This window comes from Paenibacillus dokdonensis (genome assembly GCF_004916975.1).
GTDB classification, from domain to species: Bacteria; Bacillota; Bacilli; order Paenibacillales; family Paenibacillaceae; genus Paenibacillus_AQ; species Paenibacillus_AQ dokdonensis.
In genome coordinates this window covers 1,195,053-1,215,287 of sequence record NZ_STGQ01000001.1, presented here as the reverse complement: position 1 = coordinate 1,215,287, position 20,235 = coordinate 1,195,053, and the positions used below count along the sequence as shown (strand labels likewise).

The window sequence follows — 20,235 nt, the reverse complement described above, 5'->3', positions numbered from 1 at the left end:
TATCCTAGTATAATGAATACTATGCTGAACATTCGTTATATTTTCAGAAGGAAAGGTGGCCGTTTTTCATGAACCGCGATACCCGCTTACAGGCGCTTTCCACATTTCTCACATCCCAGCGCGCCAAAATCCAGCCAGAATCTGTAGGCCTTCCGCCCGGAGGACGCAGGCGCACACCCGGGCTTCGCAGAGAGGAAGTTGCCCAGCTCGCGGGAGTCAGCAATACTTGGTATACCTGGCTTGAACAAGGAAGGGATATCAGTGTCTCCTCCTCTGTGCTGGATTGTATCGCCTCGGCGCTCCGGCTGACCTCTGATGAACGGAAGTATTTATTTTCACTCGCCATGGAGGCTCCTTCTGGAGCGGGTCTAATTCAGCTGGAAGAACCCCAGATCAGCGCTTCCCTGCAAAAAATAGTGGACGAGCTTCATTACTGCCCTACGATCATTTCCGACCGTCACTGTCAGATTGTAGGCTGGAACCAGGCCGCATCTCATGTATTCCTTGAATTCGACCGGATTCCCGCAGAGCAGCGGAATATGATCCGTCTCCTCTTTACCCGCAAGGAGTTCCGCCGATTGGCTGTTAACTGGGAGCATTTTGTGATGGGCTTTCTCTCCATTTTCCGCTCCTATTACGGACAATATGTGGAGGATGCCTGGTATGAACAATTTTTACGCGAAATGGAACAGGTTGATCATGAATTTCTGTCTTTATGGAAGCATAGTCAGGTGAGCAGCGCACCCGAGGTCGTCATCGAATTCCGGCATGCCAAAATGGGGAAAATGCTTTTTGATTTGACTTCGCTGCAGGTTCAGGGCAGCGCTGACCTCCGCTGCAGTATTTATACACCTGCGGCAGGCTCTTCAACAGAAGCCAAGCTCAAACAGCTGATGAGTAAAACAGCGGATTCCATTAACTAATAACTTGGGGATGATGAACCATGGCGTTTGGCATTAACCGGCAGGAACTTAACGATTGGAAAAAGGAAGTCGAACGGGGTGAAATCGCGTATTTAACCCATTACTGGCTGGATCCGCGATTTCCCGGCATCACGACCGTCACCAAGGTTGGATGTTCGGATCTGCAGCGTCTGATATTATGGTGCGAACAGCATGATCTGCCCTCCCGTTATATACACAACCGCAATCCTTTTCCTCATTTTGATCTCATTGGACCAAGACAAAAGGAGATTCTGTTCCAGGAAGGACACGAGGATCAGGTACAGCGTTTCAAGCTATAGAATGAATACGAAAAACAGCCCTTTCATCCGCTTGAACGGTGACAGGGCTGTTTTGGATTTGATGCACATGCTCAAATCATAGAAAACTGTCTATTCTTACTCGATGGGGCCGCTCTTGAAGCTTTCTTCGGCGGAGAGTCCCAGCTTTTTCAGAAGCTCTGCCGCCTGTTTCTTCTCATCCATACTGAGGCCTTCGACGGCATGAACAAGCACCTGCTGATGATGCGGGAAAATCTGCTCGAAGAAGGCCCGGCCTTCATTCGTCAAATCCGCGAATATAACACGGCGGTCATCCGGAGATGCTTTGCGGACAAGCATGTTTTTTTTCTGAAGCTTATCGGCTACATAGGTAATGTTTCCGCTGGAGATCAGCACCTTCTCCCCAATCTTTTGCAAAGGCTGCGGGCCTTTATGGTACAGCAGATCCAGCACGCCAAACTCTGTGGTATTCAGACCATGACTTTGAATATCGCGGGTGGAGTGGGCTACTACCGAATTATAGGCGCGTGCGAGTACAATAAATAATTCCAGGGACATGTCGTCATTGTTCGTTTTATCTGCCATACAGGAAACCTCCAAACGTACTATCTTAATGCAAAGATAATCGAAAGCTGCGAAATTGTCAATCTCCATTATGTTATAATGCCAGATGAAGGCTTCTCTGACTTATGCTTCGCTCTCCACCACGGTCACGGTACCGTCACTTCGGCCAATCACGGCCCGGGTCGCAAGTCCGATAAAAAGACCGTTGTCTACCACGCCCGGCAGTGCCAGCAGCGCACGGTGAAGCTCCTTCGGATTCTCAATAACACCAAAACGGCAGTCAGCAATGTAATTGCCGTTATCCGTTACAAAAATATGATCATCCTCCGTTCTCAGCATGGGCCTCGCTCCCATCTCCTCCAGTGAGGCCATCGTCCATTCTTTTGCAAAAGGAACGATCTCGACCGGCAGCGGGAAAGTGCCCAGCTTGTCCACGAATTTGCTTTCATCCGCAATAATGATCAATTCCTTACTATGAAAAGCGACAATCTTCTCCCGCAGCAGCGCCCCGCCGCCGCCCTTAATTAAGTGAAGCCCCCGGTCCAGCTCATCAGCACCATCAATAGTTAGGTCAAGTCCCTCAAGCCTGTCAAAAGGGATCAAAGGAATACCCTGCTCCTGCGCAAGCTTTTCCGAAGCCTTAGAGGTTGCCACTGCCTGAATCGTCAGTCCTTCACGGACACGCTCACCTATCTTCCGGATTGCCCAATAAGCCGTTGAGCCTGTTCCAAGTCCAATGTTCATACCGTCCTTGACATATTCCACTGCTTTTTCCGCGGCCAGTTGTTTCAGGTTCATCCTCTCCACGCTCCTCTAACGAGATTTAAGTTCATACACAAGCGATTGTTATGGTTCCTGCCTATAACCTGCTATAATCAGACATATGATGACAACTCTTGGAGGAATTAAACATGAGAACCGAAAACCAGATTAAATCCAAAATCAATGAACTTACCCTGCAGAAAAAATCGCTGGTAACCCGCCTCGAAGCGGCACGTCCTGACAGCACAGTGCATGATTCTTTGACAGCGCAGCTGCTGCGCTTGGAAGACATGATCAGCATGCTCGAATGGGTGATGAATGATCCGAGCGGCAGCTATCATATGTAATGAGGATTAGGCTATACCTGTTGTATGATTCAGCCTGCTCAGCATCCCTACCCCTTCCTACTCTTCAATACCAGCCTTCCAACTTCTGCAGGAGATCGAAAGACATAGTCCGGCTCCGGTGTCAGGGATACATTCTGTACCTCTTCAAACCAATGAGCGCCACCGATTCGTGTATCCGCAGCCCGGCCAGCAGCCATATCCGCATTACTGTCGCCAATGAACAGGGTTGCTTGCGGATGGATACCGAGAGCTTCCATTGCCCGGTCAATGCCTTCACGGTCCGGTTTCGGGCGCTTCAGCTCATCTCCCGCGAATTGAACATCAAAATAATGCCTCATTCCCAGCTTATCGAGCGATATATCCAGACTCCGGCGACTTTTGCCTGTAATGATCCCCATAGGAATTTGATATTCCGCCAGCTCCTCCAGCATCATGCGGATTTCCGCGGACAGCTTCAGCATTTCCTCATGATGCTCATCATACAGACGGTAATACGCAGCGCAGGCTTCAGCCGAAAGTGATTCATCCTTTAACACGCCTGATATGATGCCATCTTCAGTCGGACCAAAGAGACTTACCAGCTCCTCATTGGTATATTCTCTTCCTGTATACTTCCGGAATACTTCCCTAAATGCGTGAAAAGAAAGAGGCAGCGTATCTGCAAGCGTCCCGTCAAAATCAAACAGCACACCATCGATCTCGCCTTGCTGTACATGAATTGTCATGTGGAACCTCCCTACTGTTTCTGAAGTGCTTGCCCAATCCGGATTAGCGCTGACTTTTCATCTTCATTCAGCAATGCTTCGTGATAAGAAGCGACATTGAGGGCTGCTCCTTTGTCCGCGAATTCAGAACAGGTATGCTCCATGATCTGGACGGCATGGTTCAGCTTTAACTCGCTGATTGTTCCATTCATACGGCACAAGCAGACACGCACTGTTCCTTCCGGTTCCTGATAAGTTGCTTCAAGGAGGATTGTTATGTTACCGGATTCCTCTAGTTTAGACTGGCGGGTAACCTGTACCGTATAAGAGGAAACTGCCGGTATGGCCCCCTTTGTTCTTCGGTCATGTTTTATAATCCTCGAATTTCTCCAGGCAAGTATACCGGAAGCTGCAAGAATCAATACTCCCAATACATATCCGATATAGACAATCAACTCTTCACCTTCATCCATTTCATTTATGAATCACATGATCATTGGATCATGCTACAGCTTTTTCAACATATGAATATCTTCGGGCTCCAGCCGGAACAGCTCTTCATCGACCTGATTCGTAATTTCACCGCCGCTGGACTTGTAGAAGTTAACCGCCGACTCCGTCTCCGTGGATGATATGTACAAATAGGACGCGCCGCGTTCCTTCGCTTCCCTGCCAAGCTCCCTCATAATACGTGTTCCAATACCTTGTCTGCGGTATGAACGGCTCACATACATCAGATCCACTTGAAGCTGGTCCAGATCGTCACCGCGGAAACGGTGTCCAAGCACACCAAAGCCCGCAAGCGTTTCACCGTCAAAAGCCCCATAGGCAAAGCCTCCGCCTGCAATCTCCTTTTCAAAACGCTCAATCAATTCTACCGTGTGAGCGTCATCCCAAGTCGGGCATTCATGTCCAGCCGCTACTGCCTCAAGTTCTCCGTCATTCATTTTATAAATTTTGCTGATCGTTTCCGACCTGTCGATTTGCCGGAGCAGCCCAGACTCGGTGACCTGCATCTGTCTAAAGATCATTTTGTTGTTTCCCCCATATTCTTGGATTTCAGCCCCTTTAGATTACCTCATATTGGAAATGCAGTCATCTCTTTTTTCCAATTATACAGTGCATGCACTTTATCCTATTATACAAAAAAAACAGCCTGCGGCTAAAGCGGCCGAGGCTGAAATAAGAAGAGAAGTCTACACCGTTACATTACCCTGCAGCGGGAAGATCAATCTCGATCCGGAAATAAAAACTAAAGATGCTCAGGTGTTTCTTGAGGCTCAATACCAGGTACCCTTTTTCTTCGTGAAAAACGGATCTGCGGAACAGCAATGCCGACAAAAATAAGCGCAATACCAAACCATTGCAGGCTGCTGACATGCTCATGGACCAGAAGCACCGATGCAACAACCGCAGCCGGCAGCTCGGCAGCTCCCAGAATGGCGCCCGTCCCGGAGCCTACCTTCGGCATTCCGATCGCGAAGAATAACACAGGAATCAGAATTCCTAGAATGCCCAAGATGACAGCATATTTCCATAGTCCCGCTCCCAGTGCGCCATCCCACATGAAGGCGGGAGAAAATACGGATAATACAATGATGCCTGAGCCCGTCGTCATGAAGAAGCTTTTATTAAACACAGGGACCGTCGTTCCCACACGTCCACTAACAAACATATAAAGTGCGAACGTAAAAGCGGCCAGTAGACCGTACACCACACCTTTCATATCCAGCGGTCCGTTGCTTTCACCAATGACGCCTCCTGCAAGCAAGGTTCCCATAATCAGAATAACAATGGATATAATTTTGCTTCGGCTTGGAATACGGCGGTCCGCTGCTGCTTCCATGAGAACACCAATCCAGGTGAATTGAAACAACAAGACAACAGCAATTGATGCGGGCAAAAGCTCAACAGCCTTGCCGTAAAAGACAGATGTCCCGCTCATGGTGATTCCAACTGCCAGCAGCGATAACCACTGCTTCGGAGCCACCTTTTTCCGGGAAAAGAGAAGCATGAGCAGAAGCAGAAGCAGCCAGCCAAAAACATATTGGCCGCCGAGCATCTGACTGACCGTAAAGCCTTCTTTCATGCCAACCTTCATAATGGAGGACAGCACACCATAACTGCATGCTCCAATCAAAATCAGTAGCGAGTATTTCAGTTTGTTCAAGTTAATTCCTCCTGAAGCTGTTTTTGCGCAAACAACCAAAAAGCCCCCTGTCTGTTAGGACAGGGGGCGAACGAAACCGATGACATATATTGCCCTCGTTAAAATTTCGCCACTCACGAACGAATCGGAGTTTATTAACGGATGCTGCGCTATCTAGAAGTTGATTTGAACCTTTCAAAATGAAATTTTAAAACATTATTCAATGAGCGTCAATGAGCTACGTTAACATAATAAAGTAACCGCCAGGTATCAAGCAGAGCAGCATAAGTCGTGCTTCTTCCATTTGCCATCCTTGTTTTCCCAAATGATCTGGTTGCTGCTGCCTCGGAAAGGAAGGGACAGATCCCGCTGCTGCAACTCGAATCTTCCATCCACGAGCGTATCGCAGCAGGCCAGCAGCTTCCTTTTATTACCGTCAAGGCTGCTCTGAAGTTCATCAAGTGTATACCCTGTATATGCCCAGATATGTTTCCCCTGCCGCTTCAGCTCAATAGCGACCTGGCTCATCCCTTCTGCCTGAAGGAAAGGATCTCCGCCGGATAGTGTGATATCTGTGAGCAGGTTGCTTCCGGCTTCACGTACAATATCCCCGATGCTGCGGAATTTGCCGCTGCGCATCCTCCAGGACTCCGGATTATGGCATCCTGCACAGTGATGCGAACAGCCCGCGCAAAAAATAACTGTACGCAAACCTTCCCCATCCACTACGCTATCATGGACGATATCCATAATCCACACCCCCTTCTCGTTTAGCTGGGACGCTGTCTTATCACGCATGCCATTCACAAGCTCCACGCTCCTTACTTTCCATGTATGATACGATCGGCTTCCTCCGCACGCTTGGCCGGATTCCATTTCTCCATGTCCCCCACCAAATAACCGGTAATGCGCCGGATTCGTTCGATCTGTTCATCCGGACCGCCGCAGACCGGGCAATCCTGGTCAATAATTCCGCTATATCCGCAAGATTTGCAGCGATCAACCGGATGATTGATAGAGCCGTACCCGATCTGATTTTCCGCCATGCAGCGGATAATTCGGTCCAAGGCTGCCGTGTTGTGTATGACAGATCCATCCACCTCCACATAGGTGATATGACCTGCATTGCACAGTTCGTGATAAGGGGCCTCTATACTGATTTTCTCGGCTGCCTTGATGGAATAATAAACCGGAACATGGAATGAATTGGTGTAGTAATCCCTGTCGGTTACGCCGGGTATGCTTCCAAACTGATCCCGGTCCTTTTTAACAAATTTGCCGGACAACCCTTCCGCTGGTGTGGCAATAAGGGAGAAATTTAGTCCTCTTTCCTTCATTTCGCGATCCATCCGTTTGCGCATCATGCCGATTATTTCCAGCCCGCGCTGCTGAAGCCCGGCATTCTGTCCATGATGCTCCCCGTAAAGCGCAGTCAGCGCTTCGGCCAAACCGATAAATCCAACGCTCAGTGTACCCTGCCTGAGTACATCCTCCAAATGATCACGGGACTGCAGATATTCTCCGCCTCGCCATACACCCTGTGAATACAGAAAGCGAAAGTTCCCTGCTTGCCTGCCGGCCTGGTACTCATAACGTTCAAGAAGCTGTTTGACTGCCAAATTCATGGTCTCCGCGAGCAGCTGGTCAAAGTCTTCGGAAGAAACGGACATCAGCGCCAGTCGGACCAAATTAATGGTGGTAAAGGAAAGATTCCCCCGCCCAATTGCGTTTTCCTCTCCGTTAACATTTCCCATGACACGCGTACGGCAGCCCATATAACAAACCTCGCTCTCACGCGTCCCCTGATCGTACATCTTGTTAAACCCGGTATCCAGAAAAGCGAAGTTTGGGAACATCCGGCGTGCCGTTGTCTCCAATGCCAGCTTGTACAAATCATAGTTCGGATCATCCGGCTGGAAGTTCACGCCTGATTTCACTTTGAATATTTGAATGGGAAAAATCGGTGTTTCCCCATTGCCAAGCCCCCGCTGCGTAGCCAGAAGAAGCTGCCTGATCAGCATTCTGCCGCATACCGATGTGTCTGTCCCGTAATTGACCGATATAAATGGAACCTGTCCACCCCCGCGCGAATGCATGGAATTCGCATTATGTATAAAAGCCTCGCATGCCTGGTACACATCCCGTTCGGTCATGCGCCAGGCCTCCTGTTCACGGTCGAAATCTTCGTCCAGAGGCAGTTCCTCGAGCATACGCAGCTTTTGATCATAGGTTTTCTGCACATAGGGTGCAAGATCCGCATCCAACTTTGGAAAAGCCTGTCCGCCATGCTGTTGGTTCTGATTTGCCTGCAAAATGATGGACGACAATGCCATAGCACTCTTGATATCCTTGGGCTCGCGCATGTGGCCATGTCCGGTGTTAAAGCCTCCCTGCAGGAGTTTACCAAGTGGAATTTGACAGCAAGTGGTCGTCCCAGCCGCATAAAAATCAAGATCATGAGGGTAGAGAATATTTTGCTCCATGGCCTCTCTTGTTTCCGGTGACAACAGATTGTCATAAGCATACAGCCTGGCACTCTCGCTGCCGAATTTGCCCATCAACCCCATCGGTGACTTCCCGTCCACGTTGGCATTCTCCTGCAGCAAATCCGGGTTGCTGGCGTGGATCATATCATGAAAGGAATGCCAAAGCTGACGGGTTCCTGAGTTTAAATCGTTCATCATCATTTCCTCCTTCACTGTGTTCATGCAAGGCAATAACGCCTCATAACACTATATATAGTATTTAAATTACATTAACATCACTATATACATTATCACAGCAAAAAAAGAAAACTTCTCCCAGGCTCCATGGGTTAGTTTGCCGTCATAGAACTAAACAAAGGACCGGGCATAAAACCAAGCTGACTGCACAAGGCTTCAAGCGGATGTCCATGCATGACCCTGATACGCAATAAAGGCTCATCTCGCTTTTTCAAAATGGTAAGTGCCCTCCGCAGCATCCCTGTCGCCACGCCCCTATTTCTGAATGATGGCAGTACGGCGAGCTCCTTAATGGACGGGCAACAGGCCTCCATACCGATAAGACATACGCCGATTAAGGCTCGTGTACCCGCATCATATACAAGACTTGAAGCAGCCAGGACATCCTCCGAGCTGCCAGCAGCATACTGCCGCAGCTTGATCAGTACGTCTGCAAAGGGAAATGCCTCCTGTGCTCCGCTTGCTCCTTCATTCGTATATTTGAACAGGAACAATCCGATTTCGCGCTCCAGAAGAAGCCTGCGTTCGCCATTTTCCTGAAAAGTCTCCAGAGAGCGCAGCGTTATATTATCATTGATAAAATGGTTGAACACGGCAGCAGGCCGCTGCATCCAGCGGAACCGGTGAGGGTCGGGACGAAATCCAGCTCTGATAAATACATCCTCTTGATCCGTTAGAATCTCATAAGCATGAAATGTCTGATCTCCTCCGGCAAGCTGGCGTATCGAATGGGTAAGCTGCTTGAGCAGCCTTGAATCCACGTGAAAGGGCGGAATGGCGAATAGGTAGTGGATGGCGCCTGAGGAAATTGCCGCACCTCCTGCAATCACTCCGTCGCATTCAATCCAACAGGGAATGAATCCCGCAGGAAGGAGGGATGGGAAGCCTGCCTGCCGGAAGAAGCCAATCACAGCCTGATTATAATAAATGGAGCAGTATCTCTCCCACTCTGCAGATTCCGCCCTGCATAAATGAAATGATTCCGTTAGTACGAGTCTAAGCGAATCTCCAAGCTGGTCCTCTCTTTTCATGCTGGACCTCCTCTTGCCTAAATATATAGGTTCCCATTATCAGTTTACGATCCGGCTGTCCGGTTTCATGCCAAGAAGCCCCGGAGAATCTCCGGAGCTTCTGTATATTTCACTTTCGTCTTATTTAAACTCTTGCCGTTCCAACATATCGGATAAATAATTGAGCACCGGCAAACGCAGTTCCTCACGCTGCAAGCTCATTTCCAGTACAGCATGAACGTAGCCGATTTTGTCACCGATATCAAACCGCTTGCCTTCAAGCTCCAGCGCGCAAATCCCTTCGCTGGTAACTAATCTGCGCAGGGCGTCGGTCAGCTGATATTCTCCACCAGTGCCTTTCTCGATTTTTTCGAGTTCAGGGAAAATGGAAGGATTCAGAATGTATCTGCCCATAACCGCAATATCGCTTGGAGCTTCAGCCGGATCCGGCTTTTCCACAAGATCAGTGACCCGGTAAATCCGGTCTCCGTACTTGTCATACATGATAATGCCGTATTTGCCCGTTTCGCTGCGGGATACCCTCTTAACGCCCACAATCTGCTTCTCGTGTTTTTCATACGCATGCATCATCTGTTTGAGCGCGGGCGGATCCGACATCATAATATCATCCCCCAGCAGTACGGCAAAAGGTTCGTTATCGATAAACTGCCGGGCGCATAAAATGGCATGACCCAGCCCAAGAGGTTCCTTTTGGCGGATATAATGGATGTTGACCATTTCACTGATACTCACCACTTCACTTAGCAGATCCCATTTGCCTTTCTCAGCAAGCAGCTGCTCCAGTTCAACGGAACGGTCAAAATGATCCTCGATCGATTTCTTGTTGCGGCCCGTTACGATTAGGATGCTTTCAATGCCTGCCTCAACGGCTTCCTCAACGATATATTGAATGGCAGGCTTGTCGACAATCGGAAGCATTTCCTTGGGCTGTGCTTTCGTTGCCGGAAGGAACCGGGTTCCAAGACCTGCCGCGGGTATTATTGCTTTTCTGATTTTCATAAGCTGCTCATCTCCTTAACACTTGCTGGTCCTCGGGCTTTTTGCTATAGACGGCGCTGACGATATAGAGCGGCCGCTGCTTGACTTCATCATATATACGTCCCAAATATTCGCCGATCACGCCGAGAAACATCAGAATACAGCCGCTGAATAAGATCTGAAGTGCGATGAGTGATGACCACCCGGGTACCGTAACATCAGTGAACCATTTTTCAATCAGCACCACCAGTAAGTAGATGAAACCTGCCGCAGCTATCAAAATGCCCATAATTCCTGCTGCCTTCAAGGGCTTGGAGGAGAAAGATGTCATTCCGTCCATGGACAACTTCAGCATTTTCTTCAACGGATATTTGGATTCACCCGCATAACGTTCATCCCTTACATACTCCACAGCCGTCTGCCGGAAACCTACCCAGCTGACCAACCCCCGCACATAGCGGTTCTTCTCCGGCAGCCGCTTCATTTCATCGCAAACTTTCCGGTCCAGGAGTCTGAAATCCCCCGTATCCAGCGGAATATCGATCTCGGTCATCCGCTTCAAAACACGGTAAAAGATGCTCGCCGTCTGCCTTTTAAACAGTGACTCCCCTTTACGCTCCGAACGCTTTGCATAGACGACGTCATAACCTTCCTTCCACTTGGCGATCATCTCAAGCATCAGCTCAGGAGGGTCCTGCAGATCGGCATCAATCACGATTACCGCTTCACCCTTGGCATAATCCATACCGGCGGTAATCGCCACCTGATGACCGAAATTGCGGGAAAACTGGATGAGCGTGACACTCGGATCCTTCTCTCCAATGCCCAGAATCAGCTCAGCGGTTCTGTCTCGGCTGCCGTCATTAACAAACAGCAGCTCATAGCTCGCACCGGTCGAGTCCATGACGTTTTTTAAGCGCCCATACGTTTCATGTATAACCTCTTCCTCGTTATACACCGGAATAACGACAGAATATCGGACCGCGCTTAAATGAATCACCGGACTCACTCTCCTTTCGCTTCCGAATGGATTTCATAAAGTGTTGTACTGCCTTCCATACCGCCCCGGAATGAACCACCGCCGGAGCTTTTGCCTGATCCCGATTGGCTGTTTTCCGAGCTGTCCTGCCAATCCTCCTGCGGCACTTCGGTCGCATTCGCTTTGATCCACTCGGTTACCTCCGAGCTTTCACCACGTCCCATGCCTCCTTGGCCGGATAGAAGAAAGAATTTGACTTTCCCCTCCTGAACCAGCTTCTTAACACCATCCAACGTCAAAATTGGATCTGAACCGGAATAACCGCCCATCGCCATTACTGCACTTCCGGTACGGATAATGTAAGGAGCAGCCGTCATCGCGCTGCTTGTGGCAAAGAGATATTCCTCCCCGGTGTTGTTCTGAGTGACATAACTTAGCAGGCTTTCATTCACCGTTCCGTTCATACGCCCCCCGCCACTTGATTCTCCAGGGCCTGCGGCCGGTAACTGGCTGGATTGTCCATAAATTATCGGTGTCGCAGACCAGTAAGCCGGAGCAATCAAAAGTACGATAAGTCCTGTGACAGCCAAGGATAGGGTTCTGCCTTCCTTCTTCCGCAGAATCACCAGAAGTATTGCTGATGTAACCCCTGTTACCAAAGCTATGATCATCAATGCTGAGCCGATTTGACTCGTATATGATCGAAGGATAAAGGCTTCGAAGCCCGTCGTAATGATCACAGCTGCCGGAAGCATCCAGCTTTTCCATCTTTCGCTGTGCCGGTAGTCCTTCCACATCCGGCTCCAGCCAGCACCGGTAAGCGCCGCAATCGGCGGCCCCATCATGACCAGGTAATACTGGTGGAAAAATCCGGCGATGCTGAAGAATCCCATGACCGGGATCAGCCAGGCCAACCAGAACAAAGTCTCCTTCTGTCCATCGGTCATGCTTTTACGCCAGCGCCAGCCTGCAAGGAGTCCGATGCATCCCATCAGGGCATACGGAAGCATCCAGCTTGCCTGCCCAGACAATTCCTGCTGGAAGAGACGAAATACGCCAGGTGTTCCGGTATTGAACATTCCGCCACCGCCGCGTCCATTCATGCCTGGCGGCATCCCGCCGCCCTCTCCTCCAGGGCCTCCGCCGAAGGATCCGCCGGATGCATTCCCATTGAAGCCAGACCCGGTAGAAGAATTGCCATCGGATCTACCGCTTGGTGCATTGCCGCTGGAGCTCTTGCTAGGAACCTGTACCGATCCGCTGCTGCCGATCTGGCTGCCTCTGTCCGTACTACTTTGCTCAGAGCGGTCATTCTGCCTGAAATCCATTCCTCCTGCTCCCGGATTACCGCCGCCTGTTCCCCGGTTTCCGGTCAGCCGCGATACTCCGTTATACCCGAAAGCAAGTTCCAATACGGAATTGGTCTGACTGCTGCCTATATAAGGCCGGTCTGCTGCTGGAACAGAATCAACAATCACAGCCCAGGAAACCGACACCACCGCCAGCGTAATTGTCGCCCCCGCAAGCGTAATCCATTTTTTCTTCCAGCCGGTTTTGAAGGCCAGCAGATAGAACAGGTAAAATGCCGGAACCACCATATAGGCCTGCAGCATTTTAATATTGAAGCCTACACCAATCATGGCGAAAGCTCCCAGAATCCACCCGACCTTCTTCAGCCGTATTCCCCGGAAGAGCATCCATGTGCCAAGCAGCAGAGTGAATACGAGCAGGCTGTCAACATTATTGGTTCTGGCCACGGCTGCAGCCACCGGCGTGCACGCCATGGCCAGGCTGGCTAATCTGGCTGCCCAAATACTAAACGTCGGTTTAACAAGAAAATAAACCAAAAGCGTCGATCCAATATAAGCCAGAGCCTGCGGCAAAATAACGCTCCAGCCATGAAAGCCGAAAATCATGGCGCTGATCGTCTGCAGCCAGAAAGCCACGGGCGGTTTGTCCACCGTGACGTAGCCCCCGGGATCAAACGATGCATAAAAGAAATTATGAAAGCTCTGAAGCATGCTTTTAACTGCAGATGTATAGTAGGCATTCACATACTGGTCGTCCCAAATTCCGAATACGCTGAAAAATACAGCGAGCAAAATTGCAATAACAAGAACGACATCGATTCTATTTTTAGATTTAGTGATGCCCATGGGCTTCCTCCTGTCTCCCTATTCGGTGTATGGATTCCTTATGGAGGTTATTATGAAAGTCCAAACTTAACCGAACCTTAAACAGGCGCCTAAAAATGGATTCATTTCAGCGATCCGGCTGGCAGATTGATTCGTGGAAGGAAAGTACCTTATAAAAAAGGGCCGTTCCAAAGTCATTATATCTGACCTTTAGGAACAACCCTTTATGGTGTTTAACCTGCTTCGGCGGCTTCATACCAGCTCAATCAGCCAGCAATCCCGGTAAACACCTTCATGCCATTCATGCTGCGGCAGCAGCTTTTTCTTCACAAAACCGCATTTCTCATATACATGGATCGCACGGTGATTCCATGCCTGCGGATCCATCACAATCCGCTCTGCCTGCATTTCCTCATGCAGGTATGATACCATCGCTTGAATCAGCGCTGTACCGATCCCCCGGTTCCAGCAGCCGGGCTCACCGATGAACTGGTCCATCCCGAAGATTCGTTCCCGGGGCTCCTCATATCCGTAGAGCACCCGCTCCTCTGCCCCAATCTCATAATATTGGATATACCCGATGGGCACATCCTGGTATACAACGATGTTACGGACAGAATCACTGTCTTCCCGGTAAAAATGCTCGATCACCAGCTGCATATCATAAGGCCGGTCACGGCCTCCATAAAATTCCAGAACACGTGGATCACTGAGCCATTTCAAAAGCAGTGCTGCATCCTCTTCCGTAAGGGATCTGACTGCCAGTTCCCCTTGTCTGAATATAATCATGATAGACCTGCTATGTATGTGTTGATCTGTGCCATATGATGCCGGTCATGCTCATAAAAATCCACAAGATACTCATCAATGGACATGATCCCGCCATGCTTGTGGCTGTATTCAGTCTCCGGAATGCTTTGCATAAGTTCAAGCAGCTGTCTGCGCATCTTCACGGTCTCGCCAATCAAAAACGGCTGGCTCTGCGTTAACCCATAATCCGCCGCATTGCGGTTGAATTCGTCAAAATCCAGGTTCTTCAGGGTCAGCGGATGATGCTCGGCCATTGGACGGACTGCATGCTCCAGAAAGTATTTGTCCCACAGCATGATGTGGCTGATAATGTCGCGCGGCGACCATTTTTCTTCTGCAATCGGGCCTGACCATTGCTCCTCTGATAAACGTTCCAGCGACTCGGTGAATCCGATAAGTTCAGCGAAGGCTTCCAGCTTTTCCTGCTTCGTATTCATTGAAGATTCTCCTTTTTATCATCCAAAATGGTATGTATCAATTCATTCCTGATTGTACCATTTCACCCTGTGCGAAACAAGAACATTTGTTTGCCTATAACCATTTGCTTTTCACCAGCTCCTGCAGGTTCTGGTAAGCTTCATGAGTGCCCATATCATAGCTGACACCCTCCGCGAAATAAGCCTTCAGCTCATTTACACGGGACAACCATTCGGGAAAATACCCGGGTGCGTCCGAATGATGCCCCGCGAGCAAATATTCCCTGAATAAAGCCAGTGTCTCTTTCCTGTACAAGTAGACAGCAAACACCCCGATATCGGTCTTGGGATACTCGGGCTTTTCCTCAAAAGACAACACCCGCTGCGAATCATCAAGCTCTACCACACCTACTCTTTTCAGCTCTTGGATATCCTGTAAGCGCTGGACAAGAATACAGTCCTTCTGCTGCTCCAGAAAAAAATCCACATACGAGGTTAAATCAAACGTAAATACGTTATCACCGGCGGCAACCAGCAAATCTTCCTCAATTCCTTCGTTTTCAATCGCAAACTGAATGTCGCCGATGGCTCCCAGCCGGTTATGCTCTGACGTAGAGCCATCATTGATGATCTTGACGGCCTTGCGGAATGATCGGGATTTAGCCCATTCCTCAAACGCTGTATAAAATTTGGCATTGGACACAATGATGATTTCCGAAATAGAAGCCACAACTTCCATCTTCCGTATGATCAAGTCCAGAATGGTTCCATCACCTAAAGGGAGCAGGGATTTCGGCATGTCACGGGTCAGCGGATAGAGCCTTGTCGCATAACCCGCGGCTAGAATGAGTGCTTTCATAGGGGCCTCCTGTACAATAGTTCTCCTGCTCCCTAGTATAGCTTGATTTACAGCAGCAAGCTCCTTTTTCTGAATATAGTTATTCCTGCAATAAACCCAGCCATTCCGATGGCAAGCAAAATAATGACAACCGGAGTCCAGCTCACCGTACCTTTGACAATACCGGCAGGATTAAAGAGCGAAAACAAGGAAATATGCTGCATCCATGACAATTGATCGCTGATTTTACCCACCAGGTTCAAGCTGAAAAAGCCGAATACCACGATACCCGCTATGCCCAGTGCCTTTTTCTCATCATTCGAGACGGCAGAGATGAGGAAGCTGAGGCCGCATACGGCGAAAAAGAGCAGAAACGCACCGAGGTTTAGCAGCAAAAAGCCGTTGGAGTCAAAATCGCTTAAGTTTCCAATAAACCAGGCATATCCTCCATATCCCGCCAAGGTAGTCACCAACGTAATCATCAGCAAGCCTGTAAGCAGAACAGCGGCCTGCGTTACAGCTACCTTAATACGGGTCGTAGGCGCAGACAGCAGGTAGCCCATCGATCCTTGATCAACGAGGCGCGCCATGAGCTGGGTGGAAGTCATGATGCTGAATATAGAGAGTATCAGAACGAACAGCAGCCCGTAATACTCGCCGGAAATGAATGCGTCAATGCTCCCAAAGCCATTTTCCAGACCGAACGCCTTGCCAAGTCCCTCGGGCATGGATTCAATGAGGGCATTCAGGCTCTCTGATTGCGTAGCCATGCTGGGGTATATCCAGAACATCAGCAAAATATAGAATGCTGATCCAAACGCATAACTCGTCATCGTCCGCATATGGTTTTTCAGCATTTGTCCGTATAAAGGCATATTCATGTCAGTCTCTCCCTTCCCGGTCGTAGTAGTCCATAAAAATATCCTCCAGATTCAGCGTAAACACATCGATGCTCCGAATCCGGTATTTGGCAGCCTCTTGCGTGAAACGGTCATAATCCCCCTGAACGGAGACTCGTACCTGTTTATCTTTAAAGGAGTCGATCTTCAGACCACTTCCGAGAAAAGCATCCCGATCTGCTTCATTCTCAAAGGTCACCTCAAACAGCTTCCGCTGAACTGCCTGCAGTTCATGAATGTTTTTGACGGCGATGATTCTTCCATCCTTAATGATGGCCGCCCGGTCACAGGTACGTTCAATTTCGGGGAAACTATGCGATGACATCAAAAATGTGGTTCCTTTCGCCTTTTCCTCGAGAACCAGCTCGATGAACACCTTTTGCATCAGCGGGTCCAATCCAGACGTTGGCTCATCCAAAATAATAACCTCAGGCTCATGCATGAATGCAGCCACGATCCCCACCTTTTGCTTCATGCCCTTGGACATTTTACGAATGGGCGTGCGGTCATCGAACTGCAGCCTTTTCACGAGTTCAGCTCTGCGCTGCTGATTCACGCCTCCCCGCAAGCTCGACATAAAATCCAGAAAAGACCTCCCGGTCATTCCCTCCATAAAAGCAATTTCTCCCGGCAAGTAACCAATCTGCTTTTGAAATTGACCTTGATCCTTCCATGTATCATAGTCCTTAATCCGGACGTATCCCTTCTCTGGTTTCATGAAGCCCATAATGTGACGGATCGTCGTTGATTTACCCGCACCATTTGGTCCGAGGAATCCGAACACTTCCCCTTTCTCAACGGTAAACGACACATCAAAAATCCCTTTACCACCCGGAAATACCTTTGTTACATGAGACACTGTAAGCATGGTCTGCGCCTCCCGCTTGGGAACATAATTATGAAATATATAAAGATAAATATTTCATGACCAGATCATACGCCGGAGGAATTACCTCGTCAATAGAATTATGAAATATCGTTATGATATAATTTCATTATTAGCCGGCCGGTGCCGTGAGATGGAGTTGACAGGTAAATGAATGGTTTTGAACGGAGAGCTCTGGAGATTAAGGATAGAATCAAGGAGAACACGCTGAAGATGCTTTCAACATGCAGTGTGAAGCAAATCCGTATCGCAGACATCGCCGGGGAAGCCGGAGTCTCCCAGGTGACCATATATAATTACTTTGGCAGCAAGGAAGCTTTGATCCGTGAGGTATTCCGGGATTACTTTCAAAAGAACATGGACGAATTTGAAGAGGTTGTTCGCGGGAGTTCATCATTGAAAGAAAAGATTGAGTATATTATTTTCCAAAAGAAGCAAACCTCCCACACCTTTCATCCATCTGTAATTGCGGAGCTGATGAAGGATGATCCGGAAATACGGGATTTCGTACAACAAAATTATGAGGAACGGGGCGTCCCCATAATGGTCGAGCTCATTACCAAAAGCAAAGCGAGCAGAGAAATTTCGGAAGGCATCTCCATTGAAACGGTGATTTTATATCTAAATATGCTGAATGACTCTTCCCACCGTCTGCTGGAGTCAACCCAGTATAGTGCCAATCAGGAAAAGCTTGTTGAAGAGATGGTCCAGGTATTTTTTTATGGTATTTGTGGTCCAGAGTCCCAAAAATGATTAACAGATTGTTAAAACTATGTTAATTTAGTATTTTCATTGTGTAAAAAAACTTATATAGTAGTGGATAGCAATACTTCAGGAAAAAATTAACAGATGGTTTGAAAGGAGTCAGAATGAAAGACTTTTCCATACGTTCATCACATTCAAAGACACCCGTCATCGGGATCTTTATTCTTTTGCTGCTGAAGCTGCTGCTTCTGCGCTACTTTTTCTTCGGCGAAATCATGTGGAGCCGGGTTGCGGCGGATGCTGCCTCTGTGCTTGTGCTGCTTGCACTGATCGAGCTTGTGACACCCTCTAGAGCGAAGGGGATCGTGTATTGGATTTTCAATTTGCTGTGCTCGTTCATCTTTTTCGCTTCGGCCCTGTACTTTCAGCACTTCAACACCTTGCCGACCTACACGGCGCTGTCCGAACTCAAACAGGTCGCGGGGATCAAGGACAGCGTGCAATCCACGATTGAACCGGCCAACTATCTCTTTTTCGTTGATGTGGTGATCCTCGCCGTGGTCTGGATTGGCGGCAAGCTTATGAAACGGAAGCCGAGCATGTCCACACCTCTGCGCAAAAGATGGCCAGCTGTTATCGGAATTATCGCTCTCGCAGCGACCATTTTCTTTATCCGTCAGGATCGTACGATAGCCAATGAGGTGCTGCAGGCCGAGCATCTAGGCTTCTTTAATTATCAGATCGCTGCGGGCATCAAAGCCAAAGAGGAAGCGGATATCGTCGCCTCAGGCAATATCGAGGAAACCGTGGACAAGATTAATTCGAAGGAAGAAACCTTTAAATATCAAGAAAATCCGCAGGACAAGCCCGAGTTTTTTGGTGCAGCCAAAGGCAAAAACGTCATTGTGATTCAAATGGAGGCATTCCAGAACTTCCCGATTCACCTGTCTGTCGATAATCAGGAGCTTACGCCAGTGCTGAACAGCCTGGCAAAAGACAGCTTTTACTTTTCGCGTGTGTTCCAGCAAATCGGTCAGGGCAATACCTCGGATGCGGAGTTTATGAGCAATACCTCCATCTATCCGACGGCTGCGATTGCTATGTCTACCGGATACGGCGACCGTGAGCTTCCGAGTATGCCGCGGCTGTTGGAGAAAGAAAATTATGAGGCAGATACCTTTCATGTGAACGATGTCAAGTTTTGGGATCGGAACAAGCTCTATCCGGCTTTGAATTTCACTCACTACTACGATAAGCCAAATTATAAAAATGATCACTTTAATGAATTTGGTGCTTCTGATGAAGAATTGTACAAATTCGGGATCAAGACATTATCCAAGCTTCACCAAGAAAAAAAACCGTTTTATGCGCAGTTCGTCACGGTATCCAGTCATTTTCCATTTAAAGTACCGGAAGACCGCATGAAAATAAAAATACCGGATAACCTGAAAGATACACAGCTAGGCAGCTACCTGGCTGCTGTCAATTATACGGACTATGCGATCGGAACCTTAATCGACCAGCTGAAACAGAACGGCATGTACGATGATACCGTGCTGGTCATATACGGTGACCACTTCGGGCTTCAGCCGCAGGATAATGATCCGGAAATGGTCAGCAAGGCGCTTGGCATTAAATATGATCCTCGCGTCACACGCTTCAATATTCCGCTGCTGATTCATGTTCCAGGTGAAAAGGGTCAAGATGTGAAACAGGTCGGCGGCCAGGTGGATATCATGCCTACACTTGCCAACCTGCTGGGAATTTCGCTGAAAGACGAGAATTTTACCGCATTTGGACATGATCTGCTCAACATTGACAATAACATTGTAGGCAGCCGTTATTATCTGCCAACCGGTTCTTTCTTTAACAATGAGATTATGTATGTGCCGGGCAAAACATTTGAAGAAGGTAGTGCTGTCAATCTGGATACGCTTGAACCTGTCACCGATTTCACCAAGTATAAGAAGGATTATGAATATAATCTGGCTCAAATGAAGCTTTCCGACGAATACGTCAAGCTTCTGCCAAAACGCTAATTAACACAATAAAAGCCTCAGACATCCTTTCGAGGGATGTCTGAGGCT

22 protein-coding genes are annotated in these 20,235 nt (G+C 48.7%); 5 read left to right on the top strand and 17 right to left on the bottom strand.

Annotation, left to right across the window (positions count from 1 at the left end; genetic code table 11):
- Positions 1-68: 68 nt before the first annotated feature.
- Together E6W40_RS05500 and E6W40_RS05495 are read left to right on the top strand one after the other, a co-directional pair.
- Positions 69-923 carry a helix-turn-helix transcriptional regulator gene (locus tag E6W40_RS05500; RefSeq protein WP_136604566.1) on the top strand — a complete coding sequence of 285 codons (855 nt, stop codon included), beginning with the start codon at positions 69-71 and terminating at the stop codon, positions 921-923.
- A gap of 20 nt (positions 924-943) precedes the next feature.
- On the top strand, positions 944-1,243 hold the full coding sequence (locus tag E6W40_RS05495; protein ID WP_136604565.1) for a hypothetical protein: 300 nt from the start codon (positions 944-946) through the stop codon (positions 1,241-1,243).
- Positions 1,244-1,339: 96 nt separating this feature from the next.
- Here E6W40_RS05495 and E6W40_RS05490 read toward each other — a convergent pair whose 3' ends face one another.
- Together E6W40_RS05490 and rpiA are read right to left on the bottom strand one after the other, a co-directional pair.
- Complete coding sequence (locus E6W40_RS05490) at positions 1,340-1,807, bottom strand: MarR family winged helix-turn-helix transcriptional regulator (protein ID WP_136604564.1); 468 nt, start codon at positions 1,805-1,807, stop codon at positions 1,340-1,342.
- A gap of 102 nt (positions 1,808-1,909) precedes the next feature.
- Complete coding sequence (gene rpiA / locus E6W40_RS05485) at positions 1,910-2,584, bottom strand: ribose-5-phosphate isomerase RpiA (protein ID WP_136604563.1); 675 nt, start codon at positions 2,582-2,584, stop codon at positions 1,910-1,912.
- Positions 2,585-2,697: 113 nt separating this feature from the next.
- Here rpiA and E6W40_RS05480 point away from each other — a divergent pair, with 113 nt between their 5' ends.
- A complete protein-coding gene (locus tag E6W40_RS05480) occupies positions 2,698-2,895 on the top strand; it encodes a hypothetical protein (protein WP_136604562.1) in 198 nt (65 codons plus the stop codon).
- 47 nt (positions 2,896-2,942) lie between these two features.
- Here the strand turns inward: E6W40_RS05480 and E6W40_RS05475 are convergent, their stop codons facing one another.
- The 15 genes from E6W40_RS05475 to E6W40_RS05405 form a co-directional block, all read right to left on the bottom strand.
- Positions 2,943-3,620: an HAD family hydrolase gene (locus E6W40_RS05475; protein WP_136604561.1), complete on the bottom strand. Its 678-nt coding sequence runs from the start codon at positions 3,618-3,620 to the stop codon at positions 2,943-2,945.
- Between the two features lie 11 nt (positions 3,621-3,631).
- Positions 3,632-4,072 carry a hypothetical protein gene (locus E6W40_RS05470; RefSeq protein WP_136604560.1) on the bottom strand — a complete coding sequence of 147 codons (441 nt, stop codon included), beginning with the start codon at positions 4,070-4,072 and terminating at the stop codon, positions 3,632-3,634.
- A 33-nt stretch (positions 4,073-4,105) separates the two neighbouring features.
- Positions 4,106-4,630, bottom strand: a complete 525-nt coding sequence (locus E6W40_RS05465; protein ID WP_136604559.1) for a GNAT family N-acetyltransferase — start codon at positions 4,628-4,630, stop codon at positions 4,106-4,108.
- Positions 4,631-4,851: 221 nt separating this feature from the next.
- Positions 4,852-5,769 carry an EamA family transporter gene (locus tag E6W40_RS05460; protein ID WP_136604558.1) on the bottom strand — a complete coding sequence of 306 codons (918 nt, stop codon included), beginning with the start codon at positions 5,767-5,769 and terminating at the stop codon, positions 4,852-4,854.
- Between the two features lie 249 nt (positions 5,770-6,018).
- Positions 6,019-6,507, bottom strand: coding sequence for an anaerobic ribonucleoside-triphosphate reductase activating protein (nrdG, locus tag E6W40_RS05455; RefSeq protein ID WP_136606842.1), 489 nt, complete (start codon positions 6,505-6,507; stop codon positions 6,019-6,021).
- 62 nt (positions 6,508-6,569) lie between these two features.
- On the bottom strand, positions 6,570-8,429 hold the full coding sequence (locus E6W40_RS05450) for an anaerobic ribonucleoside triphosphate reductase (protein WP_136604557.1): 1,860 nt from the start codon (positions 8,427-8,429) through the stop codon (positions 6,570-6,572).
- Between the two features lie 134 nt (positions 8,430-8,563).
- A complete protein-coding gene (locus tag E6W40_RS05445) occupies positions 8,564-9,502 on the bottom strand; it encodes a GNAT family N-acetyltransferase (RefSeq protein ID WP_136604556.1) in 939 nt (312 codons plus the stop codon).
- A 120-nt stretch (positions 9,503-9,622) separates the two neighbouring features.
- The gene (galU, locus tag E6W40_RS05440) at positions 9,623-10,501 is read right to left on the bottom strand and encodes a UTP--glucose-1-phosphate uridylyltransferase GalU (RefSeq protein ID WP_136604555.1); all 879 of its coding nucleotides are present in this window, start codon (positions 10,499-10,501) and stop codon (positions 9,623-9,625) included.
- A 7-nt stretch (positions 10,502-10,508) separates the two neighbouring features.
- Positions 10,509-11,480: a glycosyltransferase family 2 protein gene (locus tag E6W40_RS05435; protein ID WP_425464909.1), complete on the bottom strand. Its 972-nt coding sequence runs from the start codon at positions 11,478-11,480 to the stop codon at positions 10,509-10,511.
- 5 nt (positions 11,481-11,485) lie between these two features.
- Positions 11,486-13,609 (bottom strand): glycosyltransferase family 39 protein, encoded by a 2,124-nt coding sequence (locus E6W40_RS05430; protein ID WP_425464935.1) that lies wholly within the window; start codon positions 13,607-13,609, stop codon positions 11,486-11,488.
- Positions 13,610-13,846: 237 nt separating this feature from the next.
- Positions 13,847-14,383: a GNAT family N-acetyltransferase gene (locus E6W40_RS05425; protein ID WP_136604553.1), complete on the bottom strand. Its 537-nt coding sequence runs from the start codon at positions 14,381-14,383 to the stop codon at positions 13,847-13,849.
- Positions 14,380-14,841 carry a DinB family protein gene (locus tag E6W40_RS05420; RefSeq protein ID WP_136604552.1) on the bottom strand — a complete coding sequence of 154 codons (462 nt, stop codon included), beginning with the start codon at positions 14,839-14,841 and terminating at the stop codon, positions 14,380-14,382. Before E6W40_RS05420 ends, E6W40_RS05425 begins: the two co-directional genes overlap by 4 nt.
- Positions 14,842-14,935: 94 nt before the next feature.
- Positions 14,936-15,679 carry a nucleotidyltransferase family protein gene (locus tag E6W40_RS05415; RefSeq protein ID WP_136604551.1) on the bottom strand — a complete coding sequence of 248 codons (744 nt, stop codon included), beginning with the start codon at positions 15,677-15,679 and terminating at the stop codon, positions 14,936-14,938.
- A gap of 47 nt (positions 15,680-15,726) precedes the next feature.
- Complete coding sequence (locus tag E6W40_RS05410) at positions 15,727-16,539, bottom strand: ABC transporter permease subunit (protein ID WP_136604550.1); 813 nt, start codon at positions 16,537-16,539, stop codon at positions 15,727-15,729.
- Position 16,540: 1 nt separating this feature from the next.
- On the bottom strand, positions 16,541-17,425 hold the full coding sequence (locus E6W40_RS05405; protein ID WP_136604549.1) for an ABC transporter ATP-binding protein: 885 nt from the start codon (positions 17,423-17,425) through the stop codon (positions 16,541-16,543).
- A 168-nt stretch (positions 17,426-17,593) separates the two neighbouring features.
- On the opposite strand from E6W40_RS05405, the gene E6W40_RS05400 reads away from it, so the two are divergent.
- Both E6W40_RS05400 and E6W40_RS05395 read left to right on the top strand, forming a co-directional pair.
- Positions 17,594-18,196: a TetR/AcrR family transcriptional regulator gene (locus tag E6W40_RS05400; protein ID WP_136604548.1), complete on the top strand. Its 603-nt coding sequence runs from the start codon at positions 17,594-17,596 to the stop codon at positions 18,194-18,196.
- 116 nt (positions 18,197-18,312) lie between these two features.
- Positions 18,313-20,187, top strand: a complete 1,875-nt coding sequence (locus tag E6W40_RS05395; protein ID WP_136604547.1) for an LTA synthase family protein — start codon at positions 18,313-18,315, stop codon at positions 20,185-20,187.
- Positions 20,188-20,235 lie beyond the last annotated feature (48 nt).

Coding starts and splice junctions, on each gene's coding strand:
- E6W40_RS05500 (WP_136604566.1), top strand. CDS start 69: ATGAACCGCGATACCCGCTTACAGGCGCTTTCCACATTTCTCACATCC.
- E6W40_RS05495 (WP_136604565.1), top strand. CDS start 944: ATGGCGTTTGGCATTAACCGGCAGGAACTTAACGATTGGAAAAAGGAA.
- E6W40_RS05490 (WP_136604564.1), bottom strand. CDS start 1,807: ATGGCAGATAAAACGAACAATGACGACATGTCCCTGGAATTATTTATT.
- rpiA (WP_136604563.1), bottom strand. CDS start 2,584: ATGAACCTGAAACAACTGGCCGCGGAAAAAGCAGTGGAATATGTCAAG.
- E6W40_RS05480 (WP_136604562.1), top strand. CDS start 2,698: ATGAGAACCGAAAACCAGATTAAATCCAAAATCAATGAACTTACCCTG.
- E6W40_RS05475 (WP_136604561.1), bottom strand. CDS start 3,620: ATGACAATTCATGTACAGCAAGGCGAGATCGATGGTGTGCTGTTTGAT.
- E6W40_RS05470 (WP_136604560.1), bottom strand. CDS start 4,072: ATGGATGAAGGTGAAGAGTTGATTGTCTATATCGGATATGTATTGGGA.
- E6W40_RS05465 (WP_136604559.1), bottom strand. CDS start 4,630: ATGATCTTTAGACAGATGCAGGTCACCGAGTCTGGGCTGCTCCGGCAA.
- E6W40_RS05450 (WP_136604557.1), bottom strand. CDS start 8,429: ATGAACGATTTAAACTCAGGAACCCGTCAGCTTTGGCATTCCTTTCAT.
- E6W40_RS05445 (WP_136604556.1), bottom strand. CDS start 9,502: ATGAAAAGAGAGGACCAGCTTGGAGATTCGCTTAGACTCGTACTAACG.
- galU (WP_136604555.1), bottom strand. CDS start 10,501: ATGAAAATCAGAAAAGCAATAATACCCGCGGCAGGTCTTGGAACCCGG.
- E6W40_RS05425 (WP_136604553.1), bottom strand. CDS start 14,383: ATGATTATATTCAGACAAGGGGAACTGGCAGTCAGATCCCTTACGGAA.
- E6W40_RS05420 (WP_136604552.1), bottom strand. CDS start 14,841: ATGAATACGAAGCAGGAAAAGCTGGAAGCCTTCGCTGAACTTATCGGA.
- E6W40_RS05415 (WP_136604551.1), bottom strand. CDS start 15,679: ATGAAAGCACTCATTCTAGCCGCGGGTTATGCGACAAGGCTCTATCCG.
- E6W40_RS05410 (WP_136604550.1), bottom strand. CDS start 16,539: ATGAATATGCCTTTATACGGACAAATGCTGAAAAACCATATGCGGACG.
- E6W40_RS05405 (WP_136604549.1), bottom strand. CDS start 17,425: ATGCTTACAGTGTCTCATGTAACAAAGGTATTTCCGGGTGGTAAAGGG.
- E6W40_RS05400 (WP_136604548.1), top strand. CDS start 17,594: ATGAATGGTTTTGAACGGAGAGCTCTGGAGATTAAGGATAGAATCAAG.
- E6W40_RS05395 (WP_136604547.1), top strand. CDS start 18,313: ATGAAAGACTTTTCCATACGTTCATCACATTCAAAGACACCCGTCATC.